Source organism: Streptomyces amritsarensis (genome assembly GCF_001953875.1).
In the GTDB taxonomy this organism is placed as follows: domain Bacteria; phylum Actinomycetota; class Actinomycetes; order Streptomycetales; family Streptomycetaceae; genus Streptomyces; species Streptomyces amritsarensis.
Genome location: NZ_MQUR01000025.1, coordinates 59,200 through 78,817 on the forward strand (window position 1 = coordinate 59,200; position 19,618 = coordinate 78,817).

At 73.1% G+C, this 19,618-nt stretch carries 14 protein-coding genes; 10 read left to right on the top strand and 4 right to left on the bottom strand.

What is annotated here, in order from left to right:
- Nucleotides 1-88 precede the first annotated feature (88 nt).
- A complete protein-coding gene (locus AVW11_RS13780; protein WP_476755985.1) occupies nt 89-691 on the top strand; it encodes a flavodoxin family protein in 603 nt (200 codons plus the stop codon).
- Between the two features lie 57 nt (nt 692-748).
- Here the strand turns inward: AVW11_RS13780 and AVW11_RS13785 are convergent, their stop codons facing one another.
- Nucleotides 749-1,714: a CAP domain-containing protein gene (locus AVW11_RS13785; protein WP_079250616.1), complete on the bottom strand. Its 966-nt coding sequence runs from the start codon at nt 1,712-1,714 to the stop codon at nt 749-751.
- 136 nt (nt 1,715-1,850) lie between these two features.
- Here AVW11_RS13785 and AVW11_RS13790 point away from each other — a divergent pair, with 136 nt between their 5' ends.
- The 4 genes from AVW11_RS13790 (at nt 1,851) to AVW11_RS13805 (ending at nt 8,567) form a co-directional block, all read left to right on the top strand.
- Entirely contained in the window at nt 1,851-2,132 is a 282-nt protein-coding gene (locus tag AVW11_RS13790) for an acylphosphatase (RefSeq protein ID WP_030844553.1), read from the top strand.
- A gap of 348 nt (nt 2,133-2,480) precedes the next feature.
- Nucleotides 2,481-2,699, top strand: a complete 219-nt coding sequence (locus AVW11_RS13795; protein WP_030032603.1) for a hypothetical protein — start codon at nt 2,481-2,483, stop codon at nt 2,697-2,699.
- Nucleotides 2,700-2,884: 185 nt separating this feature from the next.
- On the top strand, nt 2,885-6,949 hold the full coding sequence (locus tag AVW11_RS13800; protein WP_076044102.1) for an AAA family ATPase: 4,065 nt from the start codon (nt 2,885-2,887) through the stop codon (nt 6,947-6,949).
- A gap of 184 nt (nt 6,950-7,133) precedes the next feature.
- Nucleotides 7,134-8,567, top strand: a complete 1,434-nt coding sequence (locus AVW11_RS13805; protein WP_060176873.1) for a sugar porter family MFS transporter — start codon at nt 7,134-7,136, stop codon at nt 8,565-8,567.
- A 41-nt stretch (nt 8,568-8,608) separates the two neighbouring features.
- On the opposite strand, the gene AVW11_RS13810 is transcribed toward AVW11_RS13805, so the two are convergent.
- Both AVW11_RS13810 and AVW11_RS13815 read right to left on the bottom strand, forming a co-directional pair.
- Nucleotides 8,609-9,595 (bottom strand): LLM class flavin-dependent oxidoreductase, encoded by a 987-nt coding sequence (locus tag AVW11_RS13810; RefSeq protein ID WP_030844544.1) that lies wholly within the window; start codon nt 9,593-9,595, stop codon nt 8,609-8,611.
- 62 nt (nt 9,596-9,657) lie between these two features.
- Nucleotides 9,658-11,124 carry a purine-cytosine permease family protein gene (locus AVW11_RS13815; RefSeq protein WP_076044103.1) on the bottom strand — a complete coding sequence of 489 codons (1,467 nt, stop codon included), beginning with the start codon at nt 11,122-11,124 and terminating at the stop codon, nt 9,658-9,660.
- A 141-nt stretch (nt 11,125-11,265) separates the two neighbouring features.
- Here AVW11_RS13815 and ftsY point away from each other — a divergent pair, with 141 nt between their 5' ends.
- Nucleotides 11,266-12,477: a signal recognition particle-docking protein FtsY gene (gene ftsY, locus AVW11_RS13820; RefSeq protein WP_030844539.1), complete on the top strand. Its 1,212-nt coding sequence runs from the start codon at nt 11,266-11,268 to the stop codon at nt 12,475-12,477.
- A gap of 75 nt (nt 12,478-12,552) precedes the next feature.
- On the opposite strand, the gene AVW11_RS13825 is transcribed toward ftsY, so the two are convergent.
- Complete coding sequence (locus AVW11_RS13825) at nt 12,553-13,221, bottom strand: bifunctional DNA primase/polymerase (RefSeq protein ID WP_076044106.1); 669 nt, start codon at nt 13,219-13,221, stop codon at nt 12,553-12,555.
- Between the two features lie 476 nt (nt 13,222-13,697).
- Between AVW11_RS13825 and nsdA the strand changes: the two genes are divergently transcribed.
- From nsdA to AVW11_RS13845, 4 genes are all read left to right on the top strand, one after another.
- Nucleotides 13,698-15,161 (top strand): transcriptional repressor NsdA, encoded by a 1,464-nt coding sequence (gene nsdA, locus AVW11_RS13830; protein WP_051699924.1) that lies wholly within the window; start codon nt 13,698-13,700, stop codon nt 15,159-15,161.
- Nucleotides 15,162-15,515: 354 nt separating this feature from the next.
- A complete protein-coding gene (locus AVW11_RS13835) occupies nt 15,516-16,856 on the top strand; it encodes an ammonium transporter (protein WP_030844532.1) in 1,341 nt (446 codons plus the stop codon).
- Nucleotides 16,853-17,191 carry a P-II family nitrogen regulator gene (locus tag AVW11_RS13840; RefSeq protein ID WP_030844530.1) on the top strand — a complete coding sequence of 113 codons (339 nt, stop codon included), beginning with the start codon at nt 16,853-16,855 and terminating at the stop codon, nt 17,189-17,191. Before AVW11_RS13835 ends, AVW11_RS13840 begins: the two co-directional genes overlap by 4 nt.
- Nucleotides 17,192-17,218: 27 nt before the next feature.
- Nucleotides 17,219-19,618: [protein-PII] uridylyltransferase (locus AVW11_RS13845; RefSeq protein WP_076044104.1), on the top strand; the 2,400-nt coding region annotated here is incomplete at its 3' end.

Below are 19,618 nucleotides of genomic sequence, written 5' to 3' on the forward strand. Positions count from 1 at the left end.
GAAAAGTTAGTGGTTCTCTTCTTCTCGTCGCGGCACGCCCCGTGCCCCGGCGGGAGCCTTCCCGAGGGAGAGAACAGCCTTGTCCGGTATCACGCCCACCCCTGTCGTCTCGATCGCCTACCACTCCGGCTACGGCCACACCGCCGTCGTCGCCGAGGCGGTCCGCAGCGGCGCCGCCGACGCCGGGGCGACCGTCCACCTGATCAAGGTCGACGAGATCGACGACGCGCAGTGGGAGCTGCTCGACGCCTCCGACGCGATCGTCTTCGGCTCCCCGACGTACATGGGCACCGCCTCGGGTGCCTTCCACGTCTTCGCCGAGGCCTCCTCGAAGCGCTGGTTCGGCGACGCCTGGCAGGACAAGGTGGCCGCGGGCTTCACCAACTCCGCCTCGAAGAGCGGCGACAAGCTGCACACGCTGCAGTTCTTCCAGGTGCTGGCCGCGCAGCACGGCATGAACTGGGTCAACCTGGGCCTGAAGCCCGGCTGGAACACCAGCACGGGCTCCGAGAACGACCTCAACCGCCTGGGCTTCTTCTCCGGTGCGGCCGCCCAGTCCAACTCCGACGAGGGCGCGGACGCGGTCCACAAGGCCGACATCGCCACGGCGGAGCACCTCGGCCGCCGCGTGGCCGAGCACACCCGCGTCGTCGTCGCGGGCCGTGCCGCCCTGGCGGCCGTGTCCGCCTGACCCCGCTCGACCCCCGGCGGGGCGCGCGCCGTCCGGCGACCCCGGCGGGGCGGTGTGTCAGAAGCCGAAGTCCTGGGTCCACCAGGGGCCGCCGGCGGCGAAGTGGGCGCCGACGCCCAGGGTGCGGAACTCGCAGTTGAGGATGTTCGCCTTGTGGCCGGGGCTGTCCATCCAGGCCCGCATCACCGACTGCGCGTCGCCCTGGCCGCGGGCTATGTTCTCGCCGCCGAGGCCCGAGAGGCCGGCCTTCGCGGCGCGGTCCCAGGGGGTGTTGCCGTCGGGGTCGTCGTGGCCGAAGAAGCCTCGGGTGGCCATGTCCTGGCTGAAGGCGCCGGCCAGCGCGGCGAGCGGCGGGTTGGCACGGACCGGGCCGCAGCCCGCCTGGGCGCGCTCCTGGTTCACCAGGGTGACCACGGCCGCCTCCTGCGCCGAATGGGTGTCGAGGCTCGGCCGGGTCGCGGTGGCGGTGGGAGCGGGGGCCGGCGCGGAGGGCTGGGGGGCCTGGGTCTTCTTCGGGGCCTCGGGGGAGGGGGCCGGCGCGGCCGGGACCGGCGCGGCCGGGGTCCGGCGCGCAGTGCTCGGCGACGCGGACGGCTTGGTGTCGGGGGCCGCCTTCGGCGGGGCGGACGCGGCGGGGGCCGGCGAAGCCGACTGCGGCGGGGAGCTCGACGGGGACGCCGGGGCCGGCGCGGAGGGCGAGGCCGGCGGGGTCGTCGCGGAGGGGGTGGGCGCGCCGCTCGTCGCCGAGCCGCGCCCGGACAGGCTCGCGAGGCCGCCCTGCCGGTCGATCACGGAACCGGAGTCGGCGCTGGGTGCGGCCTTGGCCGCCCCGGCCTTCGCGGCGACGGGTTGCGTGGTGTCGACGCCCACATAGGGGAAGGAGGCGCCGACCGGCACCATGCCGGTCGTGACGGCCGCGGTGCCCAGGGCGACGGCGACCGAGACCCCCAGCAGGCCGGTGCGCAGGGCGGTGCCGTGCTTGCCGCCGCGGCGCGGCGCGGCGTGGAGTCCGTGGCGTCCCATCGGTGTCGTGCCTTCCTGACCGGATCAAGATCGTCCCTTACCCACCCAAATGGGTGAGTTCATTGGTGCGCGACTGTACGCCATGGGGCCCTGGGGCGATGTGACCGGAAAGTTCGCACCCGGTTAGCGTTCACGCATGAATGAAGACGTCCGTCTGACCGCCTGGGTGCGCGGCCGTGTGCAGGGAGTGGGCTTCCGCTGGTTCACCAGGGAGAACGCCATGGAGATCGGCGGGATGGTCGGCTTCGCCCTCAACCTCGACGACGGGCGAGTGCAGGTGGTGGCCGAAGGTCAACGTGAGAATTGCCACCGCCTGCTGGACTGGCTGCGGTCCTCCGACACGCCCGGCCGGGTGGACGGGGTGACAGAGATCTGGGGGACACCGCGCGGTGGCTACGACGGATTCGGGATGCGGTGAGCGATCGACTGATCATGAACTCATCACATCTCTGATCGTCCGGACCCGGTCGGAACTGGGCATTCGTCGCCGACGCGTTGCCGCGGCGGGCGATCCGTGGAAGGCTCGGAGATGAGGATGATCTCCCCGCCCCTTGCGGGGCCCGGGCTGCCCGCCGATACGGGGCGTGATCGTGTTGACCGTCAAACTTTTTGGTGAGACGCTGGAAGCCCCGCGCACCTGAGCTGTTTGGCAGTGCTGGCAGTAGTAAGCGCAGTGACTGACAGTCGCTGCCGGACATCCGCGGGTGCGATTCCCTCACGACCCACACCGCTTCGGTCGGTCACTCAGTGTGGAGGACCATCCATCATGGCAAAGGCGCTTCTCGGTTACGTCGGCGGCTCCGACCCGCGACTCCTCGCCGAGATGCGACGGCTTCAGCAGCGCGTCCAGGACCTCGAGTCCGAGCTCGTACGGATTCAGTCCGAAAATGACGCGCTGAACGCGGCCGCCGCTCAGCACGACGGAGACTCGCTGCTGGACAGCATCGACATCGACGTACCCCAGGCGGAGCCTGCGCTCACCTGATCCGCGCTCACTCGTCGCTCGAATCCAGCCCCGCATGATCTGCAAGGGACGCTCCGGCGTCCCTTCTTTCTTTGGACTCCGCATCAGGGACCACAGGGCCAGGTGGGGGGCCTGATGCCTTTGACGTCGATCGTGCCCTGCACCTTCATGGGTGAAACCGAACGTGAAAGGTAGAGTCCGGCGGCGTGCACCTCAAGTCCCTGACCCTGCGTGGCTTCAAGTCCTTCGCCTCCGCCACCACCCTGCGCTTCGAACCCGGCATCACCTGCGTCGTGGGGCCGAACGGCTCGGGCAAGTCCAACGTCGTCGACGCGCTGTCCTGGGTCATGGGCGAACAAGGGGCCAAGTCCCTGCGCGGCGGGAAGATGGAGGACGTCATCTTCGCCGGGACCACCGGCCGCCCGCCGCTGGGGCGCGCCGAGGTCTCCCTGACGATCGACAACTCCGACGGCGCGCTGCCCATCGACTACGCCGAAGTCACCATCACCCGGATCATGTTCCGCGGCGGCAGCAGCGAGTACCAGATCAACGGTGACACCTGCCGTCTGCTCGACATCCAGGAGCTGCTCTCCGACTCCGGCATCGGCCGCGAGATGCACGTCATCGTCGGGCAGGGCCAGCTGGACTCCGTGCTGCACGCCGACCCCATGGGCCGGCGCGCCTTCATCGAGGAGGCGGCCGGCGTACTGAAGCACCGCAAGCGCAAGGAGAAGGCGCTGCGCAAGCTCGACGCGATGCAGGCCAACCTCGCCCGCGTGCAGGACCTCGGCGACGAACTGCGCCGACAGCTCAAGCCCCTCGGACGCCAGGCGGCCGTCGCCCGGAGAGCAGCCGTGATCCAGGCGGACCTGCGCGACGCCCGCCTGCGCCTGCTCGCCGACGACCTGGTCGTCCTGCGCCGCGCGCTCGACGCGGAGATCGCGGACGAGGCCGCGCTCAAGGAGCGCAAGGAGGCCGCCGAGGCCCAGCTCGCCGGCGCGCTGCGGCGCGAGGCCGAGCTGGAGGAGGCGGTGCGGGAGCTCACCCCGCGGCTCCAGCGGGCACAGCAGACCTGGTACGAGCTGTCGCAGCTCGCCGAACGGGTACGGGGCACCGCGTCGCTGGCGGACGCGCGGGTCAAGAGCGCCACCGCCCCTCTCGAGGAGGAGCGCAGGGGCCGCGACCCCGAGGACATGGAGCGCGAGGCCGAGCGGATCCGCGAACAGGAGGCAGAGCTGACGGCCGCGCTGGAGGCGGCCTCGCGGGCCCTGGAGGACACCACCGGACACCGCGCGGAGCTGGAGCGGGAGCTGGCCGAGGAGGAACGGCGCCTGCGGGACGCCGCGCGGGCCATCGCCGACCGGCGCGAGGGGCTGGCCCGGCTGACCGGGCGGCTCGGCGCGGCCCGCTCCCGGGCCGGAGCGGCCCAGGCCGAGATCGACCGGCTCGCCCTGGCCCGGGACCAGGCCCGGAGCCGGGCCGAGGCCGCGCAGGCGGAGTACGAGGCGCTGGCGGAGGAGGTCGGCGGGCTCGACGACCCGTCGGCCGAGACGGACCACGAGGCCGCGCGGTCGGGGCTGAAGGAGGCCGAGGCCGCGCTCGGCACCGCGCGGGAGGCACTGGCGGCGGCGGAGCGCTCGCGTGCGGCGGTCTCGGCCCGCCGGGACGCGCTGGCACTGGGGCTGCGCCGCAAGGACGGTACGGGGGCGCTGCTCGCGGCCCGCGAGCGGCTGGCCGGCGTACTCGGCCCGGCGGCGGAGCGGCTGTCGGTGACGCCCGGGTACGAAGCCGCCGTGGCCGCTGCGCTCGGCTCGGCGGCGGACGCGCTGGCGGTGGCCTCCCCGTCGGCGGCGGCCGGGGCCATCCGCCACCTGCGCGACGCGGACGCGGGCCGCGCCACGCTCCTGATCACCCCGCCGCCGCCTGCCCTCCCGGGCGGGGACGCGGGCGCTCCGGCAACCCTGCCGGGCCAGGGCCCCGGGCACGGCGCCGCTCCGGCCCAGCGGGCCCGCATCGCTGCGCCCGGGCCGGACACCGCACCCGAGGACCCCGCGGCGGGTGGCCCGGCCGTCCTGCCGGGCCAGGGCGGCGGGGCGGCGCCCGTGGCTCCCGCCGCCGGCGCCCTCCCCGGTGCGGGCGGTTCGGCAGCCCGGCCGGGCCAGGCTTCCGGGGGCACCCTTGACCGCCCGGGCCGCACCGCGGTGCCCGGGCGGGACCCTGCTTTCGAGGACCCCGCGGCGGGTGGTTCGGCTGTCCTGCCGGGCCGGGGCGGCGGGGCGGCGCCCGTGGCGGATGCCTTCCCGGGCGCCCGTACGGCGGTACCGGTGCCTGCCGTGGGTCCCGCCCACCCGGCTCGGAACGAGCCCGGGGCCGTGGCGGCGGGTGCGGTCCGGCAGGGCGGGAGCGCGGGGGCCGCGGCCGCCGCCGGGGCCCCGGGAAGCGTCGCCCGGCCGGCCCCCGTACCGGACGGGCCCGTACCCGTCGTGGACCTGGTGGCCGGGGACGGCGAGGTGCGGCGGGCGCTCGCGTGGGTGCTGCGCGACCACGTCGTCGTCGGCACGCTCGACGAGGCCGAGGCACTCGTCGCGCAGCGCCCCGACGCGGTGGCCGTCACCGTCGAGGGCGACGTCCTCGGCGCGCACCTCGCGCAGGGCGGCTCCGCCGGGGCGCCCAGCCTGATCGAGGTGCAGGCCGCCGTGGACGAGGCGGCGGCGGAGCTGACCCGGCTGGGCGTGCGCTGCGGGGAGCTCACCGCCGCTCAGGCTGCCGCACAGTCCCGGCGGCAGGACGCGGCCGCCCTGGTCGAGGAGCTCGCCGAGCGGCGGCGCGCCGCGGAGCAGGCCCGGGCCGGCGTCGCGCAGCAGCTCGGACGGCTCGCCGGGCAGGCGAAGGGCGCCGCCGGCGAGGCCGAGCGCGCCGCCGCCGCGGCGGCCAAGGCCCAGGACGCCCTGGAACAGGCGCTGGCCGAGGTCGAGGAGTGCGCGGAGCGGCTGGCCGTCGCCGAGGAGATGCCGGTGGAGGAGGAGCCGGACAGCTCCCGCCGGGACCGGCTCGCCGCCGACGGGGCCAACGCCCGCCAGACCGAGATGGAGGCCCGGCTCCAGCTGCGCACCCACGAGGAGCGGGTCAGGGGACTGGCCGGTCGGGCCGATTCCCTCGACCGGGCGGCCCGTGCGGAACGGGAGGCCCGGGCCCGCGCCGAACGCCGCCGCGCCCGCCGGCGCCACGAGGCGGAAGTGGCCCGCGCCGTGGCCGACGGAGCCCGTCAGCTCCTCGCCCACGTGGAGGTCTCCCTCCGCAGGGCGGACGAGGAGCGAACCCTCGCCGAGCGGGCCAAGGGCCTGCGCGAGCGGGAGCTCGCCGACGCGCGGAACAACGGCCGCGACCTGAAGGGCGAGCTCGACAAGCTCACCGACTCCGTCCACCGCGGCGAGGTGCTCGGCGCCGAGCAGCGGCTGCGCATCGAGGCGCTGGAGGCCAAGGCGCTGGAGGAGTTCGGCATGGAGCCCCGCGCCCTCGTGGCCGAGTACGGCCCCGAGCAGCCGGTGCCCCCCTCCCCGCCGGCCGACGGCGAGGAGCTCCCGCAGGACCCCGAGCACCCCCGCAACCGGCCGGGTCCCTTCGTCCGGGCGCAGCAGGAGAAGCGGTTCAAGGCGGCCGAACGGGCGTACCAGCAGCTCGGGAAGGTCAATCCGCTGGCCCTGGAGGAGTTCGCGGCGCTGGAGGAGCGCCACAAGTTCCTCAGCGAGCAGTTGGAGGACCTCCGCAAGACCCGGGCCGATCTCCTTCAAGTGGTGAAGGAGGTCGACGAGCGCGTCGAGCAGGTGTTCACCGAGGCGTACCGGGACACCGCCCGAGAATTCGAGGGGGTGTTCTCGCGCTTGTTCCCGGGCGGCGAGGGCAGGTTGGTCCTGACGGACCCGGACAACATGCTGACCACCGGGGTGGACGTGGAGGCCCGCCCACCGGGCAAGAAGGTCAAGCGCCTGTCGTTGCTCTCCGGCGGCGAGCGCTCGCTGACGGCCGTGGCACTGCTGGTGTCGATCTTCAAGGCGCGCCCCAGCCCGTTCTACGTGATGGACGAGGTCGAGGCCGCGCTCGACGACACCAACCTGCAGCGGCTGATCCGGATCATGGAGGAACTCCAGGAGAGCTCACAGCTGATCGTGATCACCCACCAGAAGCGGACGATGGAGGTCGCGGACGCGCTCTACGGCGTCTCCATGCAGGGCGACGGGGTCTCCAAGGTCATCAGCCAGCGGCTGCGCTGACAGACCCTTGGTTCAAGAAGTGAATCCACTGGGAGGGCTCTGTGCTTCATAAGAAGTTCATCCCGGGTATTGACTTCAAAAACTGAACGCATAGGCTCGCTCCGCTGTCCCCCGCCTTCGGGTGGTGCCCGATCTTGAACTGTGCGCCACTGTAAGGACGGACGAAACCCCCACGGAGCACACCTTGACCAGCAGCACTGCGCAGACCCCGGCGTCCGGCGGCGGATCCTCGCCCCCGCCCGACCACCTCGGCCACGTCATCTTCATCACGGCGGCCGCTGCCATGGGCGGCTTCCTCTTCGGGTACGACAGCTCCGTCATCAACGGCGCCGTCGTCGCGATCCGCGAGCGCTTCGACGTCGGGTCCGAGGCACTCGCCCAGGTGATCGCCGCCGCGCTGATCGGCTGCGCCATCGGCGCCGCCACCGCGGGTCGGCTCGCCGACCGGATCGGCCGAATCCGCTGCATGCAGATCGCGGCCGTCCTCTTCACCGCCAGCGCCATCGGCTCGGCCCTGCCCTTCGCCCTCTGGGACCTCGCCATGTGGCGCGTGATCGGCGGCTTCGGCATCGGCATGGCCTCCGTCATCGGCCCGGCCTACATCGCCGAGGTGTCCCCGCCCGCCTACCGCGGCCGGCTCGCCTCCTTCCAGCAGGCCGCCATCGTCATCGGCATCGCCGTCTCGCAGCTCGTCAACTGGGGCATCCTCAACCTCGCCGACGGCGACCAGCGCGGCGAGCTCGGCGGCCTGGAGGCCTGGCAGTGGATGCTGGGCGTCATGGTCGTCCCGGCCGTGCTCTACGGGCTGCTGTCCTTCGTCATCCCGGAGTCCCCGCGCTTCCTGGTCTCCGTCGGCCGTACCGCCGAGGCCAAGAAGGTGCTGGCCGAGGTCGAAGGCTCGAAGGCCGACGTGGACGGGCGCGTCCGCGAGATCGAGCACGCGATGCACTCCGAGACCAAGTCCACCTTCAAGGACCTGCTCGGCGGCCGCTTCGGCTTCCTGCCCATCGTCTGGATCGGCATCGGCCTCTCGCTCTTCCAGCAGCTCGTCGGCATCAACGTGATCTTCTACTACAGCTCCTCGCTGTGGCAGTCCGTCGGCATCGACCCGACCAGCTCGTTCCTCTACTCCTTCACCACGTCGATCATCAACATCGTCGGCACGGTGATCGCGATGATCTTCGTCGACCGGATCGGCCGCAAGCCCCTCGCCCTCATCGGCTCGGCGGGCATGGCCATCTCCCTCGGCCTGTGCGCGTGGGCGTTCTCCTTCACCTCCGGCACCGGCGACGACATCACCCTGCCCGACCCCCAGGCCACGGTGGCCCTGGTGGCCGCGCACACCTTCGTGCTCTTCTTCGCCCTGTCCTGGGGCGTGGTGGTCTGGGTGCTGCTCGGCGAGATGTTCCCCAACCGCATCCGCGCCGCCGCACTCGGCGTCGCCGCCTCCGCCCAGTGGATCGCCAACTGGGTCATCACCGTCTCGTTCCCGTCCCTGTCGGACTGGAGCCTGTCCGGTGCCTACGTGATCTACACCGTCTTCGCACTGCTCTCGATCCCGTTCGTCCTCAAGTGGGTGCCGGAGACCAAGGGCAAGGCGCTGGAGGAGATGGGGTAACCATCCCCGCCACCACCCCTTCTCCTCGGTACTGCCCCGGCTCAGCCCCTGAGCCGGGGCAGTACCTGTTCGCACAGCAGGTGCAGGCTGCGCCAGCCCTCGTCCAGCGGCATGCCGCCGCACAGCGGGTGCAGCACCAGGTTCCCCGCCTCGCCCGCGCCCCGGCCGTACGCGACCGCCTCGTCCGGCGTCAGGACCCGGTAGACGCCCTCCGCGCGCAGCTCCGCCACCGTGCGCGCGGACGACCGTACGGCGCTGCGGATGTCCTTGGACTGCCACGACGCGTACATGCCCGCCTCGTGCAGGAAGTGCCTCCCGTACTCGGCCCACACCCGGTCGGGGTCCTGCGCGATGTGCAGCAGCGGGGTCTCGGCCGCCGGCATCATGCAGAAGCCCTCCGTGCCGTACTCCGCCAGCCGCGCCGTGTAGTACGCCTCCAGCTCCGGCAGGTGCGCGCTGGGGAAGAAGGGCAGCCCGAGCCGGGCGGCGCGCCGCGCGGCGGCCTGCGAGCTGCCGCCCACCAGCAGCAGCGGGTGCGGCCGGGTGAAGGGCGCCGGGGTGACCCGCACCGTGCGGCCGCGGAACTCGAACGGCTCGCCCGTCCACGCCTTCAGCAGCGTCTCCAGCAGCTCGTCCTGGAGCCGGCCGCGCCGGCCCCACTCCACGCCGTGCTGCTCGTACTCCTCGGGGCGGTAGCCGATCCCCGCGACGGTGACCAGGCGCCCGCCGCTCAGCAGGTCCAGGACGGCGATGTCCTCGGCGACCTTCAGCGGGTCGTACAGCGGGCCGATGATCGCCGAGACGGTGACGGCGATCCGGCGGGTCGCGCCGAAGACCGCGCCCGCGAAGGCGAAGGGAGAGGGCAGCCAGTTGTTGTCCGTGCCGTGGTGCTCCTCGGTCTGGACGGTGTCGATCCCGCGGTCGTCCGCGTAGCGGGCCATCTCCAGCGCGGCCTGGTAGCGGGCGGAGAGGGACTCGGGGGTGCCGTCCGGGTCGACGAGATTGAACCGGGCCACGGTGATGGGCATGGAGAAGTCCCCCTTCGCCGGATGGGGTGGGCTGGCGAAGGGGGACGTTAGCTGACGTGCCGTCAGTTGGACAGGGATCCGGCGCGCTCGGGCTCGGGCTCCCGCTCCGGCGCGGGGGCCGCGGCGGCGGGCGCCGTGCGCGGCAGCACGGCGTACAGCACGCCGGAGGTCACGATGCCGGCCGCCCAGCCGAGGCCGTTGCGCCCGATCCAGGTGCCGGCGAGCGGCCCGCCGAACCACTCCACCCGGGTGAACAGCAGACCCACCACCAGGGCCACCGCCCACGCCGTCATGGCCTGCCAGGCGAACCCGCCCCTGTACCAGTAGGCGCTGGTCCGCGTGGTGTCCAGCAGGGCGGGACCGTCGTAGCCCGTGCGGCGCAGCATGTCCACGCCGAAGACGCCGATCCACGCCGAGAAGGCGACGGCCAGCAGGGTCAGGAACGAGATGAACGAGCCGAAGAATCTCGTCGCGACCACCATCAGCAGGAAGCCGAACACCAGGCTGATGGCCGCGTTGACGCCGACCGCCCAGGCGCGCGGGACCTTGATGCCGAGGGTCTGCGCGGTGAAGCCGGCCGAGTACATGGACATCGAGTTGATCAGCAGCATGCCGACGAGCGCGATCAGCAGATAGGGGACCGCGATCCAGGTGGGCAGCAGCTCGCCGATGAAGGAGACCGGGTCCTGGGCGGTCGCCAGGTCCGGGGTGCCGACGGCCATGACCGCGCCCATCAGGACCATCGGGAGCACGACGATGCCGGCGCCGCCGATCGTCGCGCCGACCACGGCCCTGGAGGAGGCGGTACGCGGCAGGTAGCGGGTGAAGTCGGGGCCCGAGGGCACCCAGCTGATGCCCCCGGCCGCGATGGTGCCGATGCCCGCGACCATCATCGCGGTGGAGCCGGCCGGCTTGCCGAGGACGGCCGGCCAGTCGGTGGTCAGGAGCAGGTGGCCGAGGACGAGCGCGCTGAAGGCGCCGAAGAGGTACGTCGACCACTTCGAGCACACCCGCAGGGCGCTGATGCCCAGGCCCGAGACCACGAAGGTGCAGCCCACGAAGAACAGCAGGGTGACCACTATGAGGGTGGTGCTGCTCCTGATCCCGAAGAGCAGGTCCAGCACGGTCAGCACGGCGTACGCGCCGCTCACCGCGTTGATGGTCTCCCAGCCCCAGCGGGCCACCCAGATCAGGGCGCCCGGGAAGAGGTTGCCGCGCTGCCCGAAGACGGCCCGCGAGAGCGCCATGCCGGGAGCACCGCCGCGCTTGCCCGCGATCGAGATCAGGCCCACGAGCCCGTACGACACGACCGGCGCGGCCACGGCGACGACGAGCACCTGCCAGATGTTGAGCCTGTTGAAGATCACCAGGCCCGCGCCCATGGTCAGCAGCAGCACGCTGATGTTGGCGGCGACCCAGGTGGGGACCAGCTCGCGGACCCGGCCGCCGCGCTCGCCGTCCGGGACGGGCCCCAGACCGCGGGTCTCCATGGCGGTTTCGGTTCCGCCGTCGGCGGGCTCGGCAGGCATGCGGCTGCTCCCTGGGAGGTGTGAGAGGAAGTCGCCCATCATCGTGGATTTGCCGCTAAAACCACAAACAGAGGCTTACGTCCCGGTCCGCGTGCCCGGGTTCCCGGCTCCGAGGTGGCCGTGGCCGATACTGGTGGGGTTATGGACATCCTCATCCTTGCTGTAGTCATCGCCCTGGTCGCGGTCGGCGTGATCAGCGGGCTCGTGGTCAGCAGCCGCAAGAAGAAGCAGCTGCCGCCCCCGGCACCGCCGAGCACGCCGACCATCACTGCCCCGCCTGCCGAGCCGCAGGTGGGGGAGGACGCCGTAGAGACGGCGGAAGAGCCGCGCCGCACGATCGAGGAGGTCGGACTCCCGGAGGCCGAGGCTCCCGTCGAGGCGCCGGCAGCCGAGCCGGAGGCCCCGGCCGCGCCCGAGATCGAGGTGCCCGAGCCCACCGCCGGCCGCCTGGTCCGGCTGCGCGCCCGCCTCGCCCGGTCGCAGAACTCCCTCGGCAAGGGGCTGCTCACACTGCTCTCGCGTGAGCACCTCGACGAGGACACCTGGGAGGAGATCGAGGAGACCCTCCTCGTCGCCGACGTCGGCGTCGTGCCCACCCAGGAGCTCGTCGAGCGGCTCCGCGAGCGGGTCAAGGTCCTCGGCACCCGCACCCCGGCGGACCTGCGCGCCCTGCTCAAGGAGGAGCTGCTGACCCTGGTCGGCACCGACTTCGACCGCGCCGTGAAGACGGAGAGCGGCGAGGACACCCCCGGCGTGATCATGGTCGTCGGCGTCAACGGCACCGGCAAGACCACCACCACGGGCAAGCTGGCCCGGGTGCTCGTCGCCGACGGCCGCAGCGTGGTGCTCGGCGCGGCCGACACCTTCCGCGCCGCCGCCGCCGACCAGCTGCAGACCTGGGGCGAGCGCGTCGGCGCCCGCACCGTGCGCGGCCCCGAGGGCGGCGACCCCGCGTCGATCGCCTACGACGCGGTCAAGGAGGGCATCGCCGAGGGCGCCGACGTCGTGCTCATCGACACCGCCGGCCGACTGCACACCAAGACCGGCCTCATGGACGAGCTCGGCAAGGTCAAGCGCGTCGTGGAGAAGCACGGCCCCCTGGACGAGATCCTGCTGGTCCTGGACGCCACCACCGGGCAGAACGGCCTGACCCAGGCGCGCGTCTTCGCCGAGGTCGTGGACATCACCGGCATCGTGCTGACCAAGCTCGACGGCACGGCCAAGGGCGGCATCGTCGTCGCCGTCCAGCGCGAGCTGGGCGTCCCGGTCAAGCTCGTCGGCCTCGGCGAGGGCGCGGACGACCTGGCCCCGTTCGAGCCCGAGGCGTTCGTGGACGCCCTGATCGGCGACTGAGCCCGGCTTCCGCGCGCATACCGGTGCCCCCGCCTTCCGCCAGGAACGCGGGGGCACCGGTATGCGCGGGACCCCTCAGCGGCGGAACCGGTGGCAGATGTACGCCAGGGTGCCCAGCAGCAGCCGCGCCTGCGGCGGGCCCCCGGCCGAGTCGAGGGCGGGCGGGCGCAGCCAGCAGACCTGCCCGAGGCCGGCCCGGTCGGAGGGCGGGGCCGTCACGAAGGCCCCCGGGCCCAGGGCGCGCAGGTCCAGGTCGGCGTCGTCCCAGCCCATCCGGTACAGCAGCTGCGGCAGCTCCGCCGCCGCGCCGGGGGCCACGAAGAACTGCGCCCGGCCCTCCGCGGTGGCGATGACCGGGCCCAGCGGCAGGCCCATCCGCTCCAGCCGCACCAGCGCCCGCCGCCCGGCCTCCTCGGAGACCTCGATGACGTCGAAGGCGCGGCCCACCGGCAGCAGCACCGCCGCGCCGGGGTAGTCCCCCCAGGCCTCGGTGACCTCGTCGAGGGTGGCGCCGGCCGGCACCGTGGGCGCGAAGGCCAGCGGATGCGCCCCGGGCGCCGCGCACCGGCCGTCCTCGCAGGAGCAGTCGCGGGAGGGCGCCGCGGCACGCGCCCCGGGGACCACGTCCCAGCCCCACAACCCGGTGTACTCCGCCACCGTCGTGCACTCCGAGGTCCGGCCGCGGCGCCGGGTACCGGAACGGAACTCCTTGGTGCCGCGGCTGCCGCCGATCGTGAAGCCCATGCCCATGCCCATGCCCCCTCCAACGGGTCGGACGCGCCGGTGGTTACGACGCCTGTGGTGAGGAGGCCGGCGGGGCCCGCCGCCGGGCCGCGCGGACGTCCCCCGCGAGGCCCCGGGGGAGTGTCCGGCGCCGCCCGCCCGGCGCACTCCTCGCCGCGCGCGCCCCGAGCGCACTCCAGTCCAACCGGTCCGTTTCACCCTCGTGTCAAGTGAATCGCGCCTGGCCGGTGGCGGGTTCATTCGAAGGGGTGGCGAATGGTGGCGTTTCTGGAAACGGCCTCGCCGCAGGGGTGATCGTAGGATTACTTTCGGTACGCGAACCCTGAGGCGGACCCCGTGCGTGGGTATGCCGGAGGCAATGCGTGAAGGACCTGTGAAGGTCCGTGGTGACGCTCGGCGTCCCGGCCAAGGTTTCGTAAGGAAGAGGCTGAGCGGATGGGGGCGTTCCAGTGAGCGGCAACGGCGCAAGCGGAACGATGGACGATGCTGCTGCGCGCAACGACCAGCTGACGTCGTGGTTCGTCCGCAGCGGTTGGTCGAAGGGCGAACTCGCCCGCCAGGTCAACCGAAGGGCCCGGCAGATGGGCGCCCACCACATCAGCACCGACACCTCCCGGGTGCGCCGCTGGCTGGACGGCGAACAGCCCCGCGAGCCCGTTCCGCGCATCCTGTCCGAGCTGTTCTCCGAGCGCTTCGGCTCCGTCGTCGCCATCGAGCAGCTCGGCCTGCGCACCGCCCACCAGACGCCCTCCGTCTCCGGGGTCGACCTGCCCTGGGCCGGCCCGCAGACCGTCGAACTGCTCGGCGAGTTCTCCCGCAGCGACCTGATGCTGGCCCGCCGCGGCTTCCTCGGGACCTCCCTCGCGCTCTCCGCCGGCCCCGCCCTCATCGAGCCCATGCAGCGCTGGCTCGTCCCGGCCCCGGCCGCCGACCCGGGACCGCGCGGGGCGGGGCCGACGGGGGCCCTCGGCGGCCACCGCCCGCCGCGGCTCTCCGAACCGGAGCTCGACCTCCTCGACGCCACCACCGTGATGTTCCGCCAGTGGGACGCCCAGTGCGGCGGCGGCCTGCGCCGCAAGGCCGTCGTGGGCCAGCTCCACGAGGTCACCGACCTGCTCCAGGAGAACCACCCCGCCCCGGTGATGAAGCGGCTCTTCAAGGTCGCCGCGGAACTGGCCGAGCTGGCCGGCTGGATGAGCTACGACATCGGCCTGCACCCCACCGCGCAGAAGTACTTCGTCCTCGCCCTGCACGCCGCGAAGGAGGCCGGGGACAAGCCGCTCGGCTCGTACATCCTCTCCGGGATGAGCCGCCAGATGATCCACCTGGGCCGGCCCGAGGACGCCCTCGAACTCATCCACCTCGCGCAGTACGGCAGCCGCGACTGCGCCGGCCCGCGCACCCAGGCCATGCTGTATGCGATGGAGGCCCGCGCGTACGCCAACATGGGCCAGCCCAGCCGCTGCAAGCGGGCCGTGCGGATGGCCGAGGACACCTTCGGCGACGTCGGCTTCGCGGGCGAGCCGGAACCCGACTGGATCCGCTTCTTCTCCGAGGCCGAGCTGAACGGCGAGAACTCCCACTCCTACCGGGACCTCGCCTACGTCGCCGGACGCAGCCCCATGTACGCCTCCCTCGCCGAACCCGTCATGGAGCGGGCCGTCGAGCTCTTCGAGAAGGACCAGGAGCACCAGCGCTCCTACGCCCTCAACCTCATCGGCATGGCCACCGTCCACCTGCTCCAGCGCGAGCCCGAGCAGGCCGCCTCCTTCGTCGACCGGGCCCTCGACGTGGCGGGAAAGGTGCGCTCCGAACGGGTGAACACGCGGCTGCGCAAGACCGTCGACAGCGCCGCCCGTGAATACGGCGACGTCGCCGAGGTCGTCCGGCTCACCGACCACCTCGCCTCACGGCTCCCCGAAGCCGCGGAGGCCGTCTGACGGCCCGAGCGGCCCCCAAGGCTCCGGCCGCGGCAGTCACCCCGTGAAGCCCGATCAGGCTCCCCCAGCCAGGACGTCCGGGTCACTGCCGCGGCCGGTCACCCCTTTGCGCCTGAGCCGGCGCCGCTCTCGCGGAGTGGGTCGCCCGTCGTCGTGGTGGCTCAATTGATGGCTGCCGTGTTCATCGCCGCGTAACAGCACAGACCTCTTCGTCACGGCCGCGAAACATCGGGCGGCGCCGCCGGAAACCGGCCTGCGCGAATCTCATGGCCAATAACCGGCCAGTTCCTTCTGCCGCCGCTCAGGCTTTCACGATCGCCCGCACGCGAACGTACCGACGACGAGGAGACGCCGATGGCATCAGCCATCACGACCCTCGCTGCAGACGCCCCGACGCTGTCTGCCGCGAACACCGGGTTCATGCTCATCTGCTCCGCCCTGGTCATGCTGATGACCCCGGGACTCGCCTTCTTCTACGGAGGCATGGTCCGCGTCAAGAGCAGCCTCAACATGCTGATGATGAGCTTCATCAGCCTGGGGATCGTCACGATCCTCTGGGTCCTCTACGGCTTCAGCCTCGCCTTCGGCACCGACTCCGGCTCCCTCATCGGCTGGAACTCCGACTACGTGGGCCTGAGCGGCATCGGGCTCACCGAGCTCTGGGACGGCTACACCATCCCGGTCTACGTCTTCGCCGTCTTCCAGCTGATGTTCGCCGTCATCACCCCGGCCCTGATCAGCGGCGCCCTCGCCGACCGGGTGAAGTTCAGCGCCTGGGTGCTGTTCACCGCACTGTGGGTCACCGTCGTCTACTTCCCCGTCGCCCACTGGGTCTGGGGCGCAGGCGGCTGGCTCTTCGAAATGGGCGTCATCGACTTCGCCGGCGGCACCGCCGTCCACATCAACGCGGGCGCCGCCGCCCTCGGCGTGATCCTGGTCATCGGCAAGCGCGTCGGCTTCAAGAAGGACCCGATGCGCCCGCACAGCCTCCCCCTCGTGATGCTCGGCGCCGGTCTCCTCTGGTTCGGCTGGTTCGGATTCAACGCGGGCTCCTGGCTCGGCAACGACGACGGCGTCGGCGCGGTCATGTTCGTCAACACCCAGGTCGCCACCGCCGCCGCCATGCTGGCCTGGCTCGCCTACGAGAAGCTGCGCCACGGCTCCTTCACCACGCTCGGCGCCGCCTCCGGCGCGGTCGCCGGCCTCGTCGCCATCACCCCCGCGGGCGGCGCCGTCAGCCCCCTCGGCGCCATCGCCGTCGGCGCCATCGCCGGTGTGCTCTGCGCCATGGCGGTGGGCCTCAAGTACAAGTTCGGCTACGACGACTCCCTCGACGTCGTCGGCGTCCACCTCGTCGGCGGTGTCGCCGGCTCCCTGCTCGTCGGCCTCTTCGCCACCGGCGGGGTCCAGTCCGACGTCGCCGGCCTCTTCTACGGCGGCGGCCTGGAGCAGCTCGGCAAGCAGGCGATCGGTGTCTTCTCCGTCCTCGCCTACTCTCTGGTGGCATCCGCGGGGCTCGCCTTCCTCCTCGACAAGACCATCGGGATGCGGGTCTCCGAGGACGACGAGGTCGCCGGCATCGACCAGATCGAGCACGCCGAGACCGCATACGACTTCAGCGGAGCCGGTGGCGGAGCCGCCGCGCGGAACACCGCCCCCACCCCCTCCGCCGCGAGCAAGAAGGTTGACGCATGAAGCTGATCACCGCGATCGTCAAGCCGCACAAGCTGGACGAGATCAAGGAAGCACTCCAGGCCTTCGGAGTGCAGGGCCTCACGGTCAGCGAGGCCAGCGGCTACGGACGCCAGCGGGGCCACACCGAGGTCTACCGCGGAGCCGAGTACCAGGTCGACCTCGTCCCCAAGATCCGCATCGAGGTGCTCGTCGAGGACTCCGACGCCGAAGAGCTCATCCGGGTCGTCGTCAGCGCGGCCTCCACCGGCAAGATCGGCGACGGCAAGGTGTGGAGCGTCCCCGTGGACTCGGTCGTCCGGGTCCGCACCGGCGAACGCGGCGCGGACGCGCTGTAGACAGGCCCAACTGACGGGAGCTCCTGGGTGACGAGCGTCGAAGACACCACCGACCACACGGCCGACTCGGGACCCAGCGGATACGCCGCGGCCCGGCTGCGACTCCTCCAGGAGGAGTCGCGGTCCGGGCCCTCGCGGCGTTCCGCCCTGGCCGGGCTGACCGACGAATGGCTCAGCGCCCTCTTCGCCACCGCCGCACGGGAGACGGGCGTCCGCGGCGCCACCCTCGTCGCCGTGGGCGGCTACGGCAGGGCCGAACTCTCCCCCCGCAGCGACCTCGACCTGGTGCTGCTGCACGACGGCAAGGCCGAGCCCCGGGCACTGGGCGCACTGGCCGACCGCCTCTGGTACCCGGTGTGGGACCTCGGCGTAGCCCTCGACCACTCGGTACGCACCCCCGGCGAGGCCCGCAAGACGGCCGCCGAGGATCTGAAGGTGCACCTGGGCCTGCTGGACGCCCGGACCGTCGCGGGCGACGCGGGGCTCCTCGCCGGCCTGCGGACCGCCGTACTGGCCGACTGGCGCAACCAGGCGCCGAAACGCCTTCCGGAGCTGCACTCCCTGTGCCGCGAGCGGGCCGAGCGGGCCGGGGAACTCCGCTTCCTGCTCGAACCCGACCTCAAGGAGGCCCGCGGCGGCCTCCGGGACGTCACCGCGCTGCGCGCGGTCGCCGCCTCCTGGCTCGCGGACGCCCCGCGCGAAGGCCTCGCCGAGGCCCGGCGGCGGCTCCTGGACGCGCGCGACGCCCTCCACCTGGTCACCGGCCGGGCCACCGACCGGCTCTCGCTCCAGGAGCAGGACCAGGTCGCCGCACAGCTGGGACTGCTCGACGCCGACGCCCTGCTGCGCGAGGTCTACGAGGCCGCGCGCGTGGTCGCGTACGCCGGCGACGTGACCTGGCGGGAGGTCGGGCGGGTCCTGCGCGCCCGCGCCGCCCGGCCCAGGCTGCGCGGGCTGCTGGGCGGCCGCGGCGCCCCCGCCGCCCCCCGGGCACCCCTGGCCGAAGGCGTCGTCGAGTCCGACGGCGAGGCCGTCCTGGCCCTGGCCGCCCGCCCGGAACGCGACGCCGTCCTGGCCCTGCGGCTGGCCGCCGCCGCCGCGCAGGCGGGGCTCCCCGTCTCACCGCACGCCGTACGCCGGCTCGCACAGCAGGGGAAGGCGCTGCCGGTGCCCTGGCCGGCGGAGGCCCGCGAACAACTGCTCACGCTGCTGGGCGCGGGGGAGCCGACCGTCGCCGTCTGGGAGGCCATGGAGGCGGAAGGGCTGATCACCCGGCTGCTCCCGGACTGGGAGCGGGTGCGCTGCCGCCCGCAGCGCAACCCCGTGCACACCTGGACCGTCGACCGGCACCTGATCGAGACGGCCGTGCGGGCCGCCGCCCTCACCCGCCGCGTCGGCCGGCCCGACCTGCTGCTGATGGCCGCGCTCCTCCACGACATCGGCAAGGGCTGGCCGGGCGACCACTCGGTGGCCGGGGAGACCATCGCCCGGGACGTCGCCGCACGCGTGGGCTTCGACGCCCGGGACGTCGCCGTGCTGGGCGCGCTCGTACGCCACCACCTGCTGCTGATCGACACCGCGACCCGGCGCGACCTGGACGACCCGGCCACCGTCCGCTCGGTCGCCGAAGCCGTCGGCTCGGTGGGCACGCTGGAGATACTGCACGCCCTGACCGAGGCGGACGCCCTGGCCACCGGGCCCGCCGCGTGGAGCGCGTGGCGCGGCTCGCTCGTCGCGGACCTCGTCGCACGCGTCGCCGCCGTCCTGCGCGGCGCCGCCCCCGCCGAGCGGGAACCGGAGATCCCCAGCGCCGAGCAGGAACGCCTGGCGGTGGAGGCCCTGCGCACCCGTGAACCGGTGCTGGCCCTCCACGCCCGCCAGGAGGAGGACGCGGTCGGTGTGGAACTCGTGGTGGCGGTGCCCGACCAGCCGGGGGTCCTGCCCGCCGCCGCCGGGGTGCTGGCCCTGCACCGGCTCACCGTGCGGGCCGCCGACCTGCGCTCCGTCGAGCTCCCGGACCGCCTCGGCGAGGTCCTGGTGCTGCGCTGGCGGGTGGCGGCCGAGTACGGGGCGCTGCCCGAGGCCGCCCGGCTGCGCACCGACCTGGTGCGCGCCCTGGACGGCTCGCTGGACGTCCCGGCGAAGCTGGCCGACCGCGAGGCGGCCTACCCGCGCCGGCGCGGGGTCGTCCCGCCGCCGCCCCGGGTCACGGTCGTCGGGGGCGTCTCCTCGCTGGCCACGGTGCTGGAGGTGCGGGCGCCCGACGCCGTCGGCCTGCTGCACCGCATCGGCCGGGCCCTAGAGTCGGCGGGCGTCAGGGTGCGCAGCGCCCACGTCTCCACGCTGGGCGCCAACGCGGTGGACACCCTGTACGTGACCACCCCGGAGGGCAAGCCGCTCGATGCCGGGGCGGCGGCCGCCCTGGCG